We start from the raw sequence: 15494 nt of genomic DNA on the forward strand, positions 1-15494 counted from the left end.
TGAGGGCAGGATCGCTGCGACGAAGACGTAAGCGCTTCAAATCCCTTGATGTTTCACGTTGAGTTTCTTCCAACACCCCTCATCCGTCTCGGCGCTACGCGCCGATCCACCTTCTCCCACAAGGGGAGAAGGGAAAGGCGCCCCTACGCCGCCGGCGGGTTGTCCGCCGGATAAGGCGTGCGAATCAAGATCGCTAGGCCGATGCCGAGGAACAGCACGATTACCGCCATGCCGAGCCGCGCCGAGCCGCTGGCCAGCGTGATCGTCGCCACCATGAACGGCGCAGCAAAACTCGTAGCCCGTCCGGCCAACGCATAGATGCCGAAATAGCGGCCCGATTCGGCAGCGGTGACGCTGCGCGCCATATAGGAGCGCGACGATGCCTGCACCGGTCCGAAGGCAAGCCCGATCAGCAGACCAAAGAAGATGTAGGCTTTTTCCGCCGGTGTACCGAACAATCCGCCGCTATCGGCTCCGGGCATCATCCAGGCACCGAACAGCGTATAGCCCGGCCCGGTCGAGACGATGCCGATCGTGGCGATGCTGAGCAGGACAAGCGAAATCATCACTATGGTCTTGGAGCCAAGCGCCGTGTCGAGGCGTGCGGCAATGAGGCAGCCGACGATGGCGACGACGTTGAGGATGATGCCGAACAGGCCGATCTCGGTGATCGACCAATGGAACATCGCCGCCGCAAAGGCACCGCCCAGCGCAAGCAACGCATTGACGCCATCCTGATAGATCATGCGGGCGACGAGAAAGCGGAAGATGCCGCTGCGCTTGCGTATTTCGCCCAGCGTCGATCGCAGTTCCGACAGTCCCGCGCGCACCGCCGGTCGTAGGGGAATGCCCTTCGCCGCATCCGGCGTGAAGAAGAACATCGGCAGAATGAACAGGAAATACCAGGCTGCCGAGAGGGGTGCGGTCGCCCGCGCGTCTTCGCCGAGTTTCGGGTCGAGCCCGAGGACCTGATCGAGGCCGAGAAGCGTCTTGCCGGTTTCCGGGGAACTGGCCATGAAGGCGACGACAAAGATCAGCGCGACCATGCCGCCGAGATAGCCAAGACCCCAGGCCATGTTCGAGATTCGGCCGATTTCGCTCTTGGGCACCAGGCGCGGCATCATCGAATCGTTGAAAACGGTCGAGAATTCCGCCGCGACCGAAGCCAGCGAGAAGAACAGCACAACCAGGAAAATGTTCGAACCGGGAGCAGCGAACCACAGCAGGCAGAGGCTGGTGATCTTGATCGCAGCGAAAGAGGCGATCCACGGTTTTCGCGGGCCGGTCTGGTCGGCGATCGCGCCGAGGATCGGCGACAGCACGGCGATGGCCAGACCCGCTGCGGCAATGCCGTAACCCCATGCCGCCTGGCCCGTTTCCGGATCGCTCGCCATGCGCGAGACGAAATAGGGTCCGAAGATGAAAGTGGTGATCACCGTGAAGAACGGCTGCGCCGCCCAGTCGAACAGCATCCATCCCCAGATGCCGCGTTCCGGCGCTCGCTGCGCTGCTACCTCGGCCATATGCCCTCCCACGAACGGCGCCCGAAGCAGGGAACCGCTTCGCTCTATAGCGCAGTTCCTGCCGGCAATCCCGCGCGATGTCGGAGACTTCTCACAGCGCCGTCAGGTCGCTGATCAGCCCCGACGCCACCGACAGCCGCGACACGGTGATGTCGCCGCCCTCGGTCAGCGCCTGTAGCCGCTCGCGGATGCGCCCGACCCGTTCGCCGCCGGCCTCGAGCCACGCCGCCACCGGGTCCGTCGCCTCGGCATGGCCGGTGAGCGCCGCCACCGCGATGCCGCGCCTGGCCGCGCCGATCGTGTCGGTGGCGCGGGAAAGAGCCAATTGGTCGTAATAGTCGGACGGGGTGATTGAGCGCGCCGCGTCCTCGACGCGCGGAATGCGGAATGCATCGCTGACCGCGAAAAACGCCTTCGCGGCAACAACAATGTCGGCATCCGCCGTCCGTGCCGTCAGCGCGATGTCGGGGACGAGGCCCGCCACATCGGTCAGCGCCAGCTGTTCGGCCAGGCTTTCGGGCGCGCCGCCCTTGGCCAGACCATGCCGCCGCTCCTCGATCCGTTCGCGCGAGAACGCCGGCAGCAGCGAAACGAGCTTCGGCTCCAGTGCTTTGCGAGCGTCCTGCAGTTCTGCGATCCGCTGGCCGAGCGGTGCGATGCTGGCATCGTTCTTGAGATACCAGCCGCTGGCCACATAGGTAAGCCGGCTAACAGACTGATAGAGGTCGAGTTGCACCTGTCCGTCGATCTGGTTGTCGAGCGCGTCGATCTGGCGGTAGAGCGCCGGCAAGCCGAAGCCGTCGCGCACCACCGCAAAAGTCCGGACCACGTCGGCCGCGCTGCGGCCGGTCGCTTCCTGCAGCCTGTTGACGAAGGATGGGCCGCCTCGATTGACCAGATCGTTGGCGACGACACGGGCGATAATTTCGCGGCGCAGGCGATGGCCATGGATCTCGGCCGCATATTTCTTCGCCATACGGTCCGGAAAATAGCCCATCAGGTCACGGTCGAAATGCGGATCGTCCGGCACGTCGCTGGCGACGATGTCGGAAAACAGCACGATTTTGGCATAGGCCAACAGCACGCCGAGCTCAGCCCTGGTTAATGGCTCTCCGCGCGCCTCGCGCTCGGCAAGGGCTGCCGGCGACGGCAGAGCTTCGACATTGCGGTCAAGCAGGCCGCGCGCCTCGAGCGCGGCCATGAAACGGCTCTGATGGGCGATGTCGGCAAGGCCGCGCTTGCGGGCAAGGGACAGCGCCAGCGTCTGTTCGTAATTGTTGGACAGCACCAGCCCGCTCACCTCGTCGGTCATCTCGGCAAGAAGCTTGTTGCGCACTGGGCGGGTCAGCACTCCCTTGCGCATGGCGGAAGCCAGCGCGATCTTGATATTGACCTCGACGTCGGAGCAGTTGACGCCGCCCGAATTGTCGATCGCGTCGGAATTGCAGCGTCCGCCATTCAGCCCGAATTCGATGCGGGCCCGCTGCGTCACGCCGAGATTGGCGCCTTCGCCGATGACCTTGGCGCGCACGTCGAGCGCGGTCACCCGAATAGCATCGTTGGCGCGATCGCCGACCTCCTGGTTGGTTTCCGTCGAAGCCCTCAGATACGTGCCGATGCCGCCGAACCATAAAAGGTCGACCGGCGCCTTCAAGATGGCGCTCATGATCTCAACCGGCGTGGCCGTTGTCTTGCCGAGGCCGATCGCTGCGGCCGCGGCCGGCGGCAGCGTGATCGACTTCTGGCTGCGCGAGACGATGACGCCGCCTTCCGACAGCTTCGTCTTGTCATAATCCTGCCAGCTCGAACGCGGAAGCGCGAACATACGCCGGCGCTCGGCCATCGAAGCCGCCATGTCGGGAGCGGGATCGATGAAAATGTCGCGATGATCGAAAGCGGCGATCAGCCGGGTCTGCTCGGACAGGAGCATACCGTTGCCGAACACGTCGCCCGACATGTCGCCGACGCCGACCACGGTGAAGGGTGTGGTCTGGATGTCGCGGTTCATCTCGCGGAAATGCCGCTTGACCGCTTCCCAGGCGCCCTTGGCGGTGATGCCCATCTTCTTGTGGTCATAGCCGGCCGAGCCGCCGCTGGCGAAGGCGTCGTCGAGCCAGAACCCATGCTTCTCGCTGATGGCATTGGCGGTGTCGGAAAAGGTCGCCGTGCCCTTGTCGGCGGCGACGACGAAATAGGGATCGTCCTGGTCACGCCGCACCACGCCGGCTGGCGGAATGACGCCGTCCAGGCCGATATTGTCGGTGATCGACAACAGGCTCGAGACAAAGTTCTTGTAGGCCGAGGTGCCGGCTTCGAAGATGGCGTCGCGGCCGGCGCTCATCGGCAGCTTCTTCGGATAGAAGCCGCCCTTGGCGCCGACCGGCACGATCACCGCGTTCTTGACCTGTTGCGCCTTGACCAGGCCGAGCACCTCCGTGCGGTAATCCTGGGCGCGGTCCGACCAGCGCAACCCACCGCGGGCGACCGGGCCGAAGCGCAGATGCACGCCCTCGACCTCGGAACCGTAAACGAAGATCTCCCGCCACGGCCGCGGCGCCGGCAGGCCGTCGACCGCCTGCGAATCGAGCTTGATCGCCAGCGACTGGCCCTTCTCCTTCAAATCGGCAACGAAATGATTGGTGCGTAGCGAGACTTCGATCAGGTTGAGATAGCGACGGATGATGGTGTCGTCATCGATGTTGGGAACCTCCTCCAACGCATCCTTGATCTTGGCCTTGAGGTGCTTGGCCGCGATCAGCCCTTCCGTCTCCGCCGTCGGTCCGAGGCGGGCGACGAACAGCTCATGCAGGCCTCGCGCGATGTCGGGATAGCGGTTGAGCGCGGCGGCAATGAAATCCTGGCTCTGCGGAATGCCAGCCTGTTGCAGATAGCGGCCATAGGCGCGCAGGATGGTGACCTCGCCCGACCACAGCCCCGCCGTCTGGGCAAGGCCGTTATAGCCGTCATTGTCGATGTCGCCGCGCCAGACGGAAAGGAAGGCGTCCTCGAACAGCGCGCCGCCGTCGCTAAGGTCGATCGGCTCGCCGTAGCTGTTTTCGAGCTCCATGTCGTGGATGAAGACCATGCCTGAGGTCTGGTCGCCGACCTCGAAGGTGCGCTCACTGATGACACGGAAGCCGATGTTTTCCAGAACCGGCACCCGCCTGGAAAGCGCCACCGGCTCACCGTGATGGTAGATCTTCAGCGCGGCCTGATGCGGCTTCTGGTCAGCATGGCGGTGATAGTCGATGGCGATCGGATTGTCGGCATTGATCCTCGATATGCGTCCAGCGTCGGCCAGTGCTACGGCCGGTGGAAAACTGTCGCGATAGCTTTCCGAGAAACGCGAGGCGATGGTTGTAAGCGCCGCCTCAGCGCCGGTCTCCGCGGCGGCTTCGCGCAGCGTATCGTCCCAGGTCCGCACGATGTCGCGGATCGCGGCCTCGATCGTCGCCTGCTCGATCTTCGGCGTTCTGCCGCCGGAGCGGCCAATGATGAAATGGACGCGCGCCAGTCCGCCTTCCGGAAAGGCGGGGTAGTAGGCCGACAACCGGCCTTCGAACACCGTCTTCAGGTAGGTGCCGATCTTCTCGCGTACGATGCTGTCATAGCGGTCGCGCGGCACGAAGACGAGGATCGAGACGAAGCGGTCGAACTGATCGACGCGCACCAGCGCTCTGACGCGCGGCCGCTCGATCAGACCCAGAAGCGCTTCGGCGTGCTTGCGCAGGACCGGCACCGGAACCTGGAACAGCTCGTCGCGCGGATAGCTCTCCAGCACGTTGATCAGTGCCTTGCCGGAGTGATCTTCAGGGTTGAAACCGGATTTGGCGATGATGGTTTCGGCTTTCGACCTGAGATAGGGGATTTTCATCACCGAGCGCGTATAGGCCGTCGAGGTGAACAGGCCGACGATGCGCAGCTCGCCCGAGAGCACGCCCTTGGCGGTGTAGGTCTTGACGCCGATGTAATCGAGATAGATGCGGCGGTGCACCGATGATTTGGCGTTGGCCTTGGTGACGATCAGCGGTTCCGGCCCATGCAGGAAGGCGCGGATTTCCGGCGTCGTCGTCACCGCTTCGGTGCCGCGCCGCAGCACCAGCACGTCGGGATCGGAGAGGATGCCGAGGCCAGGCTTTTCGGTGCGCTCCAGCGTGCCGCTCTTCTCGCCGCCGGTGTATTTGAACTCGCGCATGCCGAGAAAGGTGAAGTTGTCGTCGCGCAACCATTCGAGGAGGGCGATCGCTTCGGTGACGTGGGCCTTGTCGAGCGGCACCGGAGCGTAGCGGAACTCCGAGATTGCCTGGTCGAGGCGGGCCAGCATCGGCTTCCAGTCGGTGACAGCGGCGCGCACCTGGTCCAATATTTTCTTCAGCCGTCCGGCCAATGCCTCGGCCTGCTCGGCCGAAAGACGGCCGATATGGACGTGGATGACGCTCAAGCGTTCATGGCTGTGATCGCCCTTGGCAAAGCCACCATCGCCGAGGATTTCGTCGACGCCGCTCTTGCCGTGCCTGACGACGATGACCGGATGGGTAACCAGCAGCGGCTCGCCAGCGCTCTCGGAGATCTCGCCGAGGATGGAATCGAACAGGAACGGCATGTTGTCGTTGACGACGGTGATCACGGTCATCGGCCTGCCCTGGCGGACGACACCGGAATCGACCTCTATGGCGACGACGCAATCGCCCTTTTTGTGCCTGGCGACGGCGCGGCCGGCGAGATCGGCGGCGCGCTCGAGGTCGGCGACATCATAGGCGGCGACATCTTCGGCCGGCGCGCGGGCCAGCAGGTAATCGGCAAGCCTGCCGGGCTTTTCGCTGCCCTTGGCCGTGCTCAACTTTTTCAACTGGCTTGCGGATTTCAGGCCGGCCATGTCGCTAATCCCTCCCGTCATATGTTTTGCAACTATGGTAGCAGATGACCGGTACTTGGCGACAAAGGTTTGACGGCTTGCGACGAAATGTCGGAATTCGCCGGTGGGTCACCGAAAATAAGGAGAAAATCCGCCATGACTGACAAAATCACTGCACTCGATCTCGCACCCGCGGAGCGGAGCGAAGCGACAAAAGCCTATTTCGCCAAATGCGAGGAGAAGCTCGGCCTCGTTCCCAATGTGCTTTTGGCCTACGCCTTCGACGAGACGAAGCTGCGTGCCTTCACCGACATGTACAACGAGTTGATGCTGGGCCAATCCGGCCTGTCGAAGCTGGAGCGCGAGATGATCGCGGTGGCCGTCTCCTCCATCAACCACTGCTATTATTGCCTCGCCGCCCATGGCGCGGCGGTGCGCCAGCTTTCAGGGGACCCGGCCTTCGGCGAGATGATGGTGATGAATTTCCGCGCCGCCGATCTTTCCGCGAGACAGAAGGCGATGCTCGAATTCGCGGTGAAGCTGACCGAGCAGCCGGCGAAGATCGTCGAAGCCGACCGGGCAGCGCTGCGTGAAGCTGGCTTTTCCGACCGCGACATCTGGGACATCGCCTCGACCGCCGCCTTCTTCAACATGTCGAACCGGGTGGCAGCGGCAGTCGACATGCGGCCGAACGATGAATACCACGCGATGGCGCGGTGATGTGCGAGTCATCTGTATATTAGCTATCGCGCATTCTCGTTGCGTCTTTGCCGGTTTGGTCCGATGATCGCTCCTGCGGCGTGACCGCATGCCGGTTCGATGCCGCGATCAAGGGAGGAGACCATGGCGAAGTTTCTCTACGTCTATCACGGCTCGGGCAAGATGCCGACCGACGAGGCCGAGCGGAAAGCAGCGATGGATGCCTGGAACGGCTGGTACGGCAAGCTTGGCTCGGCCGTTGTCGACGGCGGCAATCCGGTCGGCATGTCGAAGACCGTGCTGCCCGGCGGCAAGGTCGAGAACAATGGCGGCAGCAATCCGACCGCCGGCTATACAATCATCGAAGCGAAAGACATCGACGATGCCGTCGCCAAAGCCAAGGATTGTCCTATCCTGACGGACCCGGGTTTCAGCGTCGAGATCGCGCCGATCATCGAAATGAGTTGACGCGCCGGCTCAGGACCGCGCCGCGATCGCCGCCGCAGCGCCGGCCATGGTGCCAGCGCTGACGCGGTTGGCGATCTTCATCGCCCGCTTGCTCTTCAACAGCTTTCGCGCCTGCGCCGCCGCGAGCACCCAGGCGAGATCGATGGCGACCAGAACCACGGCCATGGTCAGCGTCAGCTCGACCCAGCCGACGACCGTCACCGAGGCGAGATCGATGATGGTCGGCAGCAGCGCCAGATAGAACATCATGATCTTGGGATTGCCGAGTGTCACCGCCATCCCGGCAAAGAACAGTTTGATGGCCGACTCCTCGCGCGGCATCTCGCCCTCACGCGCCTCGACCGGGGCAGTCCACATCTTCCAGGCGAGGTAGGCGAGATAGGCGACGCCGACCCATTTCAGCACGACGAAGGCAAGATGGAAGGTCTGCGCCACCACCGCCAGTCCGAACACCGCCAGCGACAGCCAGATGCCCTCACCGATCCACATGGCGAGCAGGAACGGGAACACGTCGCGAAAGCCCTTTGCGATGACCCGCGCCACCAGAGCGGCAATCGACGGGCCGGGCGAGCCAGCGGCGACGAAAAGGGCGGCGGCGAAGATCAGAAGCGAGGTGAAGTGCATGACCGGGATCTTTGCTTGGGACGTTGATTGCTCGATATTAGCGCAAGTGCCCCCGCGGCGGTAGCATCGATAATAGAAGGGGCTTGTCGACCCGACGCGTCGCAGCTAGAAGTTTCGTCCCGACACATTTTTGAGCTTCACTTTGCCTACGTAACCGCCGGTCTCGTCAACTCCCCCGACACAATGCATGGCGCCGCTTTTCGCGGCGTCTGTTTCATATCATGTGTTCCTCAGGGTGGCGGTTCGAGACCGGTTTGGCACTGCTGAACTGCTGTCGCGCACAATCACCCGCGACACCTGATTTCCGACCATCGCAGCCTCTCGCCACGCCGTGCCCGCATGGGCATCTCGACATCGCCGATCTGACGAACTTCCCGACGGGAAGGGCTTTTCGGCATGTTCTCGATACTGCGTATCCGCTGGGCGATCGCACCCAAAACCGCGCCTCGACCTCACATCAACTGCAATCGCTGCAGTGGCCTGAAGGCGTACCACAGCAGCGGGAAATTCCGCGTCAACGCCAATGGCAAACGCATCGATGCGTGGTTGATCTACCGCTGCGTCGATTGCGACAATTCCTGGAATTTCGGCATTCTGGAGCGATGCTATCGCCGCAACATTGAGCCTGCGCTGCTGCAGGCGCTCGAAAGCAACGACCCGGCCCTGGCGCGTCGCCATGCCTTCGATATTGTCGCACTGCGAAGCAGGATCGGGCGCGTCGAGGAATTTCCCGAAGCCGCCGTTCATAAGGAGGTGCTTGGGGACAGACCGGAAAACACCACCGCTCTCGAACTCCAGCTCGGGCTGGAGATGCCGACAGCGCTGCGGCTCGACCGGTTGCTCGCCGGTGAACTCGGCATCTCGCGATCGCGGCTTCAGGCCTGGGACGAGAAGCGATTGCTGGTCGTTGGTCCGGACGGGGCCAAAGCCTTACGCAAGCCGGCACGCGCGGGAACGGCGATCCGCATCGATCTGGCCGGCGAAACCGACCGCGACGCCATCATCTCGGCCGCCGGCGGGTAAAAAAGGGAGGGAGCAACACTCCCTCCCTCGATAATTGTTTCCGGAGAAAAAAGCTTACGCCGCGCCGACCACTTTCGCCGACTTCTCAAAACGCTTGCGCTCGTTCGGGTCGAGATAGAGCTTGCGCAGGCGGATGGTCTTCGGCGTCACCTCGACCAGCTCGTCGTCCTGGATCCAGGCCAGAGCGCGTTCCAGCGTCATGCGGATCGGCGGCGTCAGTTTCACGGCTTCGTCCTTGCCGGCGGCGCGGATGTTGGTCAGCTTCTTGCCCTTCAGCACGTTCACTTCGAGGTCGTTGTCGCGTGAATGGATGCCGATGATCATGCCCTGATAGACTTTGACGCCCGGATCGATGACCATCGGGCCGCGGTCTTCCAGGTTCCACATGGCATAGGCGACCGATTCACCCTGTTCATTGGAGATCAGCACGCCGTTGGTGCGGCCCGGCAGCTCGCCCTTGTAGGGCTCGTAGGCATGGAACAGCCGGTTCATGACAGCGGTGCCGCGCGTGTCGGTCAACAGCTCCGACTGGTAGCCGATCAGGCCGCGCGTCGGCGCGTGGAAGACGATGCGCTGGCGGTTGCCGCCTGACGGGCGCAGCTCGACCATCTCGGCCTTGCGCTCCGACATCTTCTGCACGACGACACCGGCGTGCTCCTCGTCGACGTCGATAACGACTTCCTCGACCGGCTCCAGCAATTCGCCATTGTCGCCTTTCTGCATGACGACGCGCGGACGCGACACGGCAATCTCAAAACCTTCGCGGCGCATCGTCTCGATCAGCACGGCAAGCTGCAATTCGCCTCGCCCGGAGACGAAGAACGAATCCTTATCAGGCGATTCCTCGATCTTCAGCGCGACATTGCCTTCGGCCTCGCGCAGCAGGCGGTCGCGGATGACGCGGCTGGTCACCTTGTCGCCTTCGGTGCCAGCCAACGGGCTGTCGTTGACGAGGAACGACATCGTCACGGTCGGCGGATCGATCGGCTGCGCATGCAGCGGCTCGGTCACCGACAGGTCGCAGAACGTGTCGGCGACGGTTCCTTTCGACAGGCCGGCAATGGCGACGATGTCGCCCGCCTGCGCCTCGTCGATCGGCTGGCGCTCGAGCCCGCGGAAAGCCAGGATCTTCGAGATGCGGCCGGTTTCGACCTGGGTGCCGTCATGGTGCAGCACCTTGACCGCCTGGTTGGATTTCAGCGTGCCGGATTCGATGCGGCCGGTGATGATGCGGCCGAGGAACGGATTGGCCTCCAGGATGGTGCCGATCATCCGGAACGGGCCGGGATGAACGGTCGGCGCCGGCACGTGCTTGATGACGAGGTCGAACAGCGGCGAGAGGCCCTGGTCCTTCGGCCCTTCGGGGTTTTCCGAGACCCAGCCGTCGCGGCCTGAACCGTAAAGGATCGGGAAGTCGAGTTGCTCGTCGGTCGCGTCGAGCGCTGCAAACAGGTCGAACACTTCGTTGACCACCTCGACGTGACGGGCGTCCGGCCGGTCGATCTTGTTGATGACGACGATCGGCTTCAATCCGACCTTGAGCGCCTTGCCGACGACGAATTTGGTCTGTGGCATCGGCCCCTCGGCGGCATCGACTAGCACGATGGCCGAATCCACCATCGACAGGATGCGCTCCACCTCGCCGCCAAAATCGGCGTGGCCGGGAGTGTCGACGATGTTGATGCGGGTATCCTTCCAGTCGACCGACGTCGCCTTGGCCAGGATGGTGATGCCGCGTTCCTTTTCGAGGTCGTTCGAATCCATGGCGCGTTCGGCGACGCGCTGGTTGTCGCGGAACGAGCCGGACTGCTTCAGAAGCTGGTCGACGAGGGTGGTTTTTCCATGGTCGACGTGCGCGATGATCGCGATATTACGAATTTTCATGTTGTGGTCTCGGGAGCGTTGCAGGCAGCAGGCCAAACGGCGCTGCCTCTTTCGGTTGGGCGGCTCATACAGGGTTTTTCGCAATTGCGAAAGAGGAGGCGTGCCACCAAATACATGGTCACCAAATCTTAAGCGTCTTGGTGTGAAATGAAATTATTAACCAAAGCGGAACCTTTCAGGGTCGGGACAGTTCAAATTTCATGACCAATACGGGCATCAGATACCGGCCAATCCTTGCATGGGCAGCCCTCGCCGTTCTGCTTGCGGCAGGCGCGGCGCAGTCGGCCGCGACGCTGAAGGAGACGCCGCCTGCCCTGCCGTCCGATACGCGTTCGGCGGAGCAGTTGTTTGCCGATGCGCCCGATGGCGTCGACCCGGTAGTGACCGGGCCGGTTAGCGCCGCCTTCAAGCAGAGGCAGGAAAATGCCGGCTGCGACAGCGCGGTCTGGCCTAAGATTCCAACCGTCTGCTATCCGGACTAGAGCCTGATCCATCCCGACAGAATCGGGATGGGGCTCTATCTTCTTGTTTGACCATGATCTTCTCCGAAAACCGGTTCCCACTTTTTCGGGATCATGGTTTGGCTCACGCCGATCGCACCGGATCGAGCGCGACCTTGTAGAGTTCATTGTCGTCGCGGTCCATAAGCCGCACAGTCATCTGTTCAGTGGCGCCGTCGATATCAACGAGGCCGAAGAACTGCAGGCCGGCCGACGGTGGCAGGTTCTGCCCCTGCTCGGCAGTTGGCGCCTTGATGAATTTCAGCTCCGGGCCGAAGGTCATGTCGAAATCATTGGGTCCATACGTGCCGGCATGGAGCGGACCCGAGACGAACTCCCAGAACGGATTGAAGTCCTGGAACTGCGCCTTGTCTGGATTGTAGTAGTGGGCCGCCGTGTAGTGCACGTCGGCGGTCAGCCAGACGGTGTTGCTGATACCAGCGTTCTTTATGTAGCGAAGGAGGTCGGCAATTTCCAGCTCGCGGCCCTTGGCCGGGCCATTGTCGCCATTGCTGACGGCCTCGGCGCCGGCCTTCTTGGTGGCGTCGTTCCAGACGACGAGACCGAGCGGCATGTCGGCGGCGATGATTTTCCAGGTCGCGTTGGAGTTTGCCAGTTCGCGCTTCAGCCATTTGGTCTGCTGTTCGCCGAGAATGCGCGATTGCGGGGTCATCGTATCCTGCATGCCAAGGCCATTGGCGCCGCGATAGGAACGCATGTCGAGGAAGAACACGTCGAGCAGCGGCCCGTAGGCGATCTTGCGATAGACGCGGCCCGGTTCCGACGGCTCGTAGCGGATCGTCGTCATCTCGTGGAAGGCGCGTGCCGCGCGTGCCGCCAGCACATGGATGTTTTTTTCCGAGTAGCGGTCGTGGGCGCTCAGGTCCTTCGAATCCGACCAGTTGTTCACCACCTCGTGGTCGTCCCACTGGTAGAAGGTCGGGCAGATGGCGTTGAGCCCCAGCACATGTCCGTCCATCAAATTGTACTTCCACTGGCCCCGGTACTCGTCCAGCGTCTCGGCAACCTTGCGCTTTTCGTCGATGAGGACGTTGTTCTTCCACTTGCCGCCACCGGGCAGGTCGACCTCGTCCTTCATCGCGCCGTCGGCATAGATGGTGTCGCCGGAATGCAGGAAGAAGTCGGGCGTGTGCTTGCCGATCGTGGCATAGGTCTTCATGCCTGTATCGTCGATGCCCCAACCCTGGCCGGCGGTGTCGCCCGACCAGGCGAACCGGATGTCACGCTTCGAAGCCGGCGCCGTGCGGAAACGGCCCACGATCGGCTCGGAGACGGCGTTGATGTCGGCAAGATCGGCCGCAATCATCCGGTAGAATATATCCTGGTCCGAGGCGAGGTCGGTCAGCAGCCGCTTCACCGTATAGTCGCTGGCCGGCGACGTATCGAGCGGCGCAAGGCGGACGGCGTTGGCGAAATTCTCCGTCGACGATACTTCGAACATGACGCGCGACGGGCGATCGGTGCGCGTCCAGACCATGCCGCTGGTGGCGTCGACGTCGCCGGACTGGACACCATGGGTGAACGCCGGCCGCTGATTGGCGCGGGAATAGTAGGGAAGCGCGAGGCCCGAGGCGCCGACGAGGCCAAAGGCGCTCGCCGACGTGACGAAAGCGCGCCGCGTCATCGAAATTTTGTTCATGGCTGTCTCCTGGATGGCGTTGAACGTCGCCGCCAAGGTCCAGCGTCAATGTTTCAGGCACATCTCGAAACCATGAAGGTTTGATAACAATGGACAGGTGATCTCCCCCCTTGAGGGGGAGATGTCGCCGAAGGCGACAGAGGGGGTCGTCTCGCGTGAAGCGCCAACCTCCTGCGTCTGCGATAAGGGGCCGAGCCCGGTCGGACCGACCCCCTCTGGCCGCGTCGCGGCCATCTCCCCCTCAAGGGGGGAGATTAGCGCTCGGCCGTCGCAGCTCAAGCCGCCTGCGGTTCGGGCTCGAAGGCCGGACGGCTGGTGTTGATCAACAGCGAGATGCAGGCTGCGGCTATTGCCGTCATGCCGGCGATGAGGAAGGCAAGCTCGTAATTGCCCTGCAATTCACGCATCGTGCCGCCGAAGAAGGCGGCGGTCGCAGCACCCACCTGGTGGCCGGCGACGATCCAGCCGAAGACGATCGGCCCACTGCGATCGCCGAACGCCTCGTTCGACAGCCTGAGCGTCGGCGGCACGGTGGCGATCCAGTCCAATCCGTAGAGCACGGCGAAGATGATCAGGCTGGTCGACGAGAAGCCGGAATAAGGCAGATAGATCAGCGACAGGCCGCGGATCGCATAATAGACGCCGAGCAGCTTGCGGGGATCGAAGCGGTCGGTGAGCCAGCCCGACAGCGTCGTGCCGATCAGGTCGAAAATGCCCATCAGCGACAGCAGGCCGGCGGCTTGCACTTGGCCGATACCCATGTCGCCGCAAAACGCGATCAGGTGCGTGCCGACCAGTCCATTGGTGGTGAAGCCGCAGATGAAGAAGGTGGCGAACAGATACCAGAACACGCGGGTGCCGGCGGCACGGCGCAGCGTGGTGAGCGTGTGGGTGAGAAAATTGCCCTGCGAGGCCGGTGGAACCGGCGGCACGTCGTCGGGCTCAGCGCCGTAGCGCACCATGCCGATCGACGCCGGACGCTCCGGCACCAGCAGATAGACCAGCGGCACCAGGCAAGCGGTGGCCACCGCAATGGCGATGGCGACCGGCTTCCAGCCGCCCGACTGGGCGAGCGCGGCGAGCAGTGGCAGGAACACCAGCAAGCCGGTGGCGGCGGAGGCCGACATCAGTCCCATCACCAGGCCGCGATTGGTCTTGAACCAGCGGTTGACGATGGTGGCGCCAAGCACCGTGGCCACTGCGCCCGAACCGACGCCCGAGAATACGCCCCAGGTGAGAAGCAGGTGCCACGGCTGGGTCATCAACAGGCTGAGCGCCGTCGAGCCCGACATCACCACCAGCGATGCCAGCAGCGTGCGGCGCAGCCCGATCCGTTCCATCAGTGCCGCGGCAAACGGCCCGGTCAGGCCGTAGAGGAAGATGCCGATAGCCGCGGCGAGCGAGACGACATCGCGCCGCCAGCCGAAACTCTCCTCCAGCGGCAGCATCATGACGGCGGGAGCCGAACGGAGGCCCGCCGCGATCAGCAGGCAGAGGAAAATGACGGCGACCACGACGAAAGCATAGCGCTGGCCAAACGGGCGGGATTGAGCTATCATGTTACTGACCGGTACGTTGCAATTGCACCGAGGTATACGTACCGATCGGTAACATTGTCAAGCAGGCCACGGCACGTCCTAGATGAAAAGCATTGAACCAACGATCAAAGCGGATGAAGTAGCCCCGCCCCGCGCCGGCGAAAAAATCCTTCGCGTTGCCCGCGACCTGTTCTACCGGCAAGGCATCAGGGCGATCGGTGTCGACGAGATCGTGCGGCGTGCCGGCGTCACCAAGCCCAGCCTCTATCGCAGCTTTCCCTCCAAGGACGAATTGGCCGCCTCCTATCTCCGGCAATACGACCTCGAGTTCTGGGCCCGCTTCGACGAGGCGGTGGCTGCCCATCCCGGCGATCCGCGCGCGCAGATCGCCGCCTTCCTGACCCGCATCGGCAAGCGCACGCAAAAACCGGACTATCGCGGCTGCGGCATGACCAATGCGGCCGTCGAGTATCCCGAACATGGCCACCCGGCCCGCGTGGTGAGCGAGGCCAACAAGCAGGAACTGCGCCGACGCCTGCGCGCCATGGCGGCGGCAATGGGTGCCGGCGACGCCGATACGCTGGGCGACGGGCTGCTGCTCCTGATCGAGGGCGCCTATATAAGCGGGCAGTTGTTCGGTGCCGGCGGACCGGCAAAATCGGTGGCCCGCAACGCCGATCTGCTGATCGAAGCGAGCTTGCAGAAATAGCGTTTGACGAT

The 15494-nt window shown here is 63.2% G+C and carries 11 protein-coding genes; 5 read left to right on the plus strand and 6 right to left on the minus strand.

All coding sequences use genetic code 11. The features are described from left to right. Positions 1–143: 143 nt before the first annotated feature. Positions 144–1523 carry an MFS transporter gene (locus tag EOB36_RS09545; protein ID WP_128284736.1) on the minus strand — a complete coding sequence of 460 codons (1380 nt, stop codon included), beginning with the start codon at positions 1521–1523 and terminating at the stop codon, positions 144–146. A 91-nt stretch (positions 1524–1614) separates the two neighbouring features. After that, complete coding sequence (locus EOB36_RS09550; RefSeq protein ID WP_128284737.1) at positions 1615–6399, minus strand: NAD-glutamate dehydrogenase; 4785 nt, start codon at positions 6397–6399, stop codon at positions 1615–1617. Between the two features lie 135 nt (positions 6400–6534). Between EOB36_RS09550 and EOB36_RS09555 the strand changes: the two genes are divergently transcribed. Both EOB36_RS09555 and EOB36_RS09560 read left to right on the plus strand, forming a co-directional pair. Further along, the gene (locus EOB36_RS09555) at positions 6535–7098 is read left to right on the plus strand and encodes a peroxidase-related enzyme (protein WP_095487619.1); all 564 of its coding nucleotides are present in this window, start codon (positions 6535–6537) and stop codon (positions 7096–7098) included. A gap of 123 nt (positions 7099–7221) precedes the next feature. Further along, the gene (locus EOB36_RS09560) at positions 7222–7545 is read left to right on the plus strand and encodes a YciI family protein (protein ID WP_095487621.1); all 324 of its coding nucleotides are present in this window, start codon (positions 7222–7224) and stop codon (positions 7543–7545) included. Between the two features lie 9 nt (positions 7546–7554). On the opposite strand, the gene EOB36_RS09565 is transcribed toward EOB36_RS09560, so the two are convergent. After that, entirely contained in the window at positions 7555–8169 is a 615-nt protein-coding gene (locus EOB36_RS09565; protein WP_095487623.1) for a LysE family translocator, read from the minus strand. Positions 8170–8565: 396 nt separating this feature from the next. Between EOB36_RS09565 and EOB36_RS09570 the strand changes: the two genes are divergently transcribed. Further along, positions 8566–9192: a DUF1062 domain-containing protein gene (locus EOB36_RS09570; protein WP_095487625.1), complete on the plus strand. Its 627-nt coding sequence runs from the start codon at positions 8566–8568 to the stop codon at positions 9190–9192. A gap of 54 nt (positions 9193–9246) precedes the next feature. Here EOB36_RS09570 and typA read toward each other — a convergent pair whose 3' ends face one another. Next, positions 9247–11076: a translational GTPase TypA gene (typA, locus tag EOB36_RS09575; RefSeq protein ID WP_127206483.1), complete on the minus strand. Its 1830-nt coding sequence runs from the start codon at positions 11074–11076 to the stop codon at positions 9247–9249. 200 nt (positions 11077–11276) lie between these two features. On the opposite strand from typA, the gene EOB36_RS09580 reads away from it, so the two are divergent. After that, positions 11277–11558 carry a hypothetical protein gene (locus tag EOB36_RS09580; protein WP_095487629.1) on the plus strand — a complete coding sequence of 94 codons (282 nt, stop codon included), beginning with the start codon at positions 11277–11279 and terminating at the stop codon, positions 11556–11558. A 103-nt stretch (positions 11559–11661) separates the two neighbouring features. On the opposite strand, the gene EOB36_RS09585 is transcribed toward EOB36_RS09580, so the two are convergent. Further along, positions 11662–13236, minus strand: coding sequence for an alkaline phosphatase (locus tag EOB36_RS09585; protein ID WP_128284738.1), 1575 nt, complete (start codon positions 13234–13236; stop codon positions 11662–11664). Positions 13237–13511: 275 nt separating this feature from the next. After that, positions 13512–14795 (minus strand): MFS transporter, encoded by a 1284-nt coding sequence (locus EOB36_RS09590; RefSeq protein ID WP_128284739.1) that lies wholly within the window; start codon positions 14793–14795, stop codon positions 13512–13514. Positions 14796–14877: 82 nt separating this feature from the next. Between EOB36_RS09590 and EOB36_RS09595 the strand changes: the two genes are divergently transcribed. Further along, positions 14878–15483: a TetR/AcrR family transcriptional regulator gene (locus EOB36_RS09595; protein WP_128284740.1), complete on the plus strand. Its 606-nt coding sequence runs from the start codon at positions 14878–14880 to the stop codon at positions 15481–15483. The last annotated feature ends 11 nt before the right edge of the window (positions 15484–15494 follow it).

Source organism: Mesorhizobium sp. M6A.T.Cr.TU.017.01.1.1, assembly GCF_004023115.1.
Lineage (GTDB): Bacteria > Pseudomonadota > Alphaproteobacteria > Rhizobiales > Rhizobiaceae > Mesorhizobium > Mesorhizobium mediterraneum.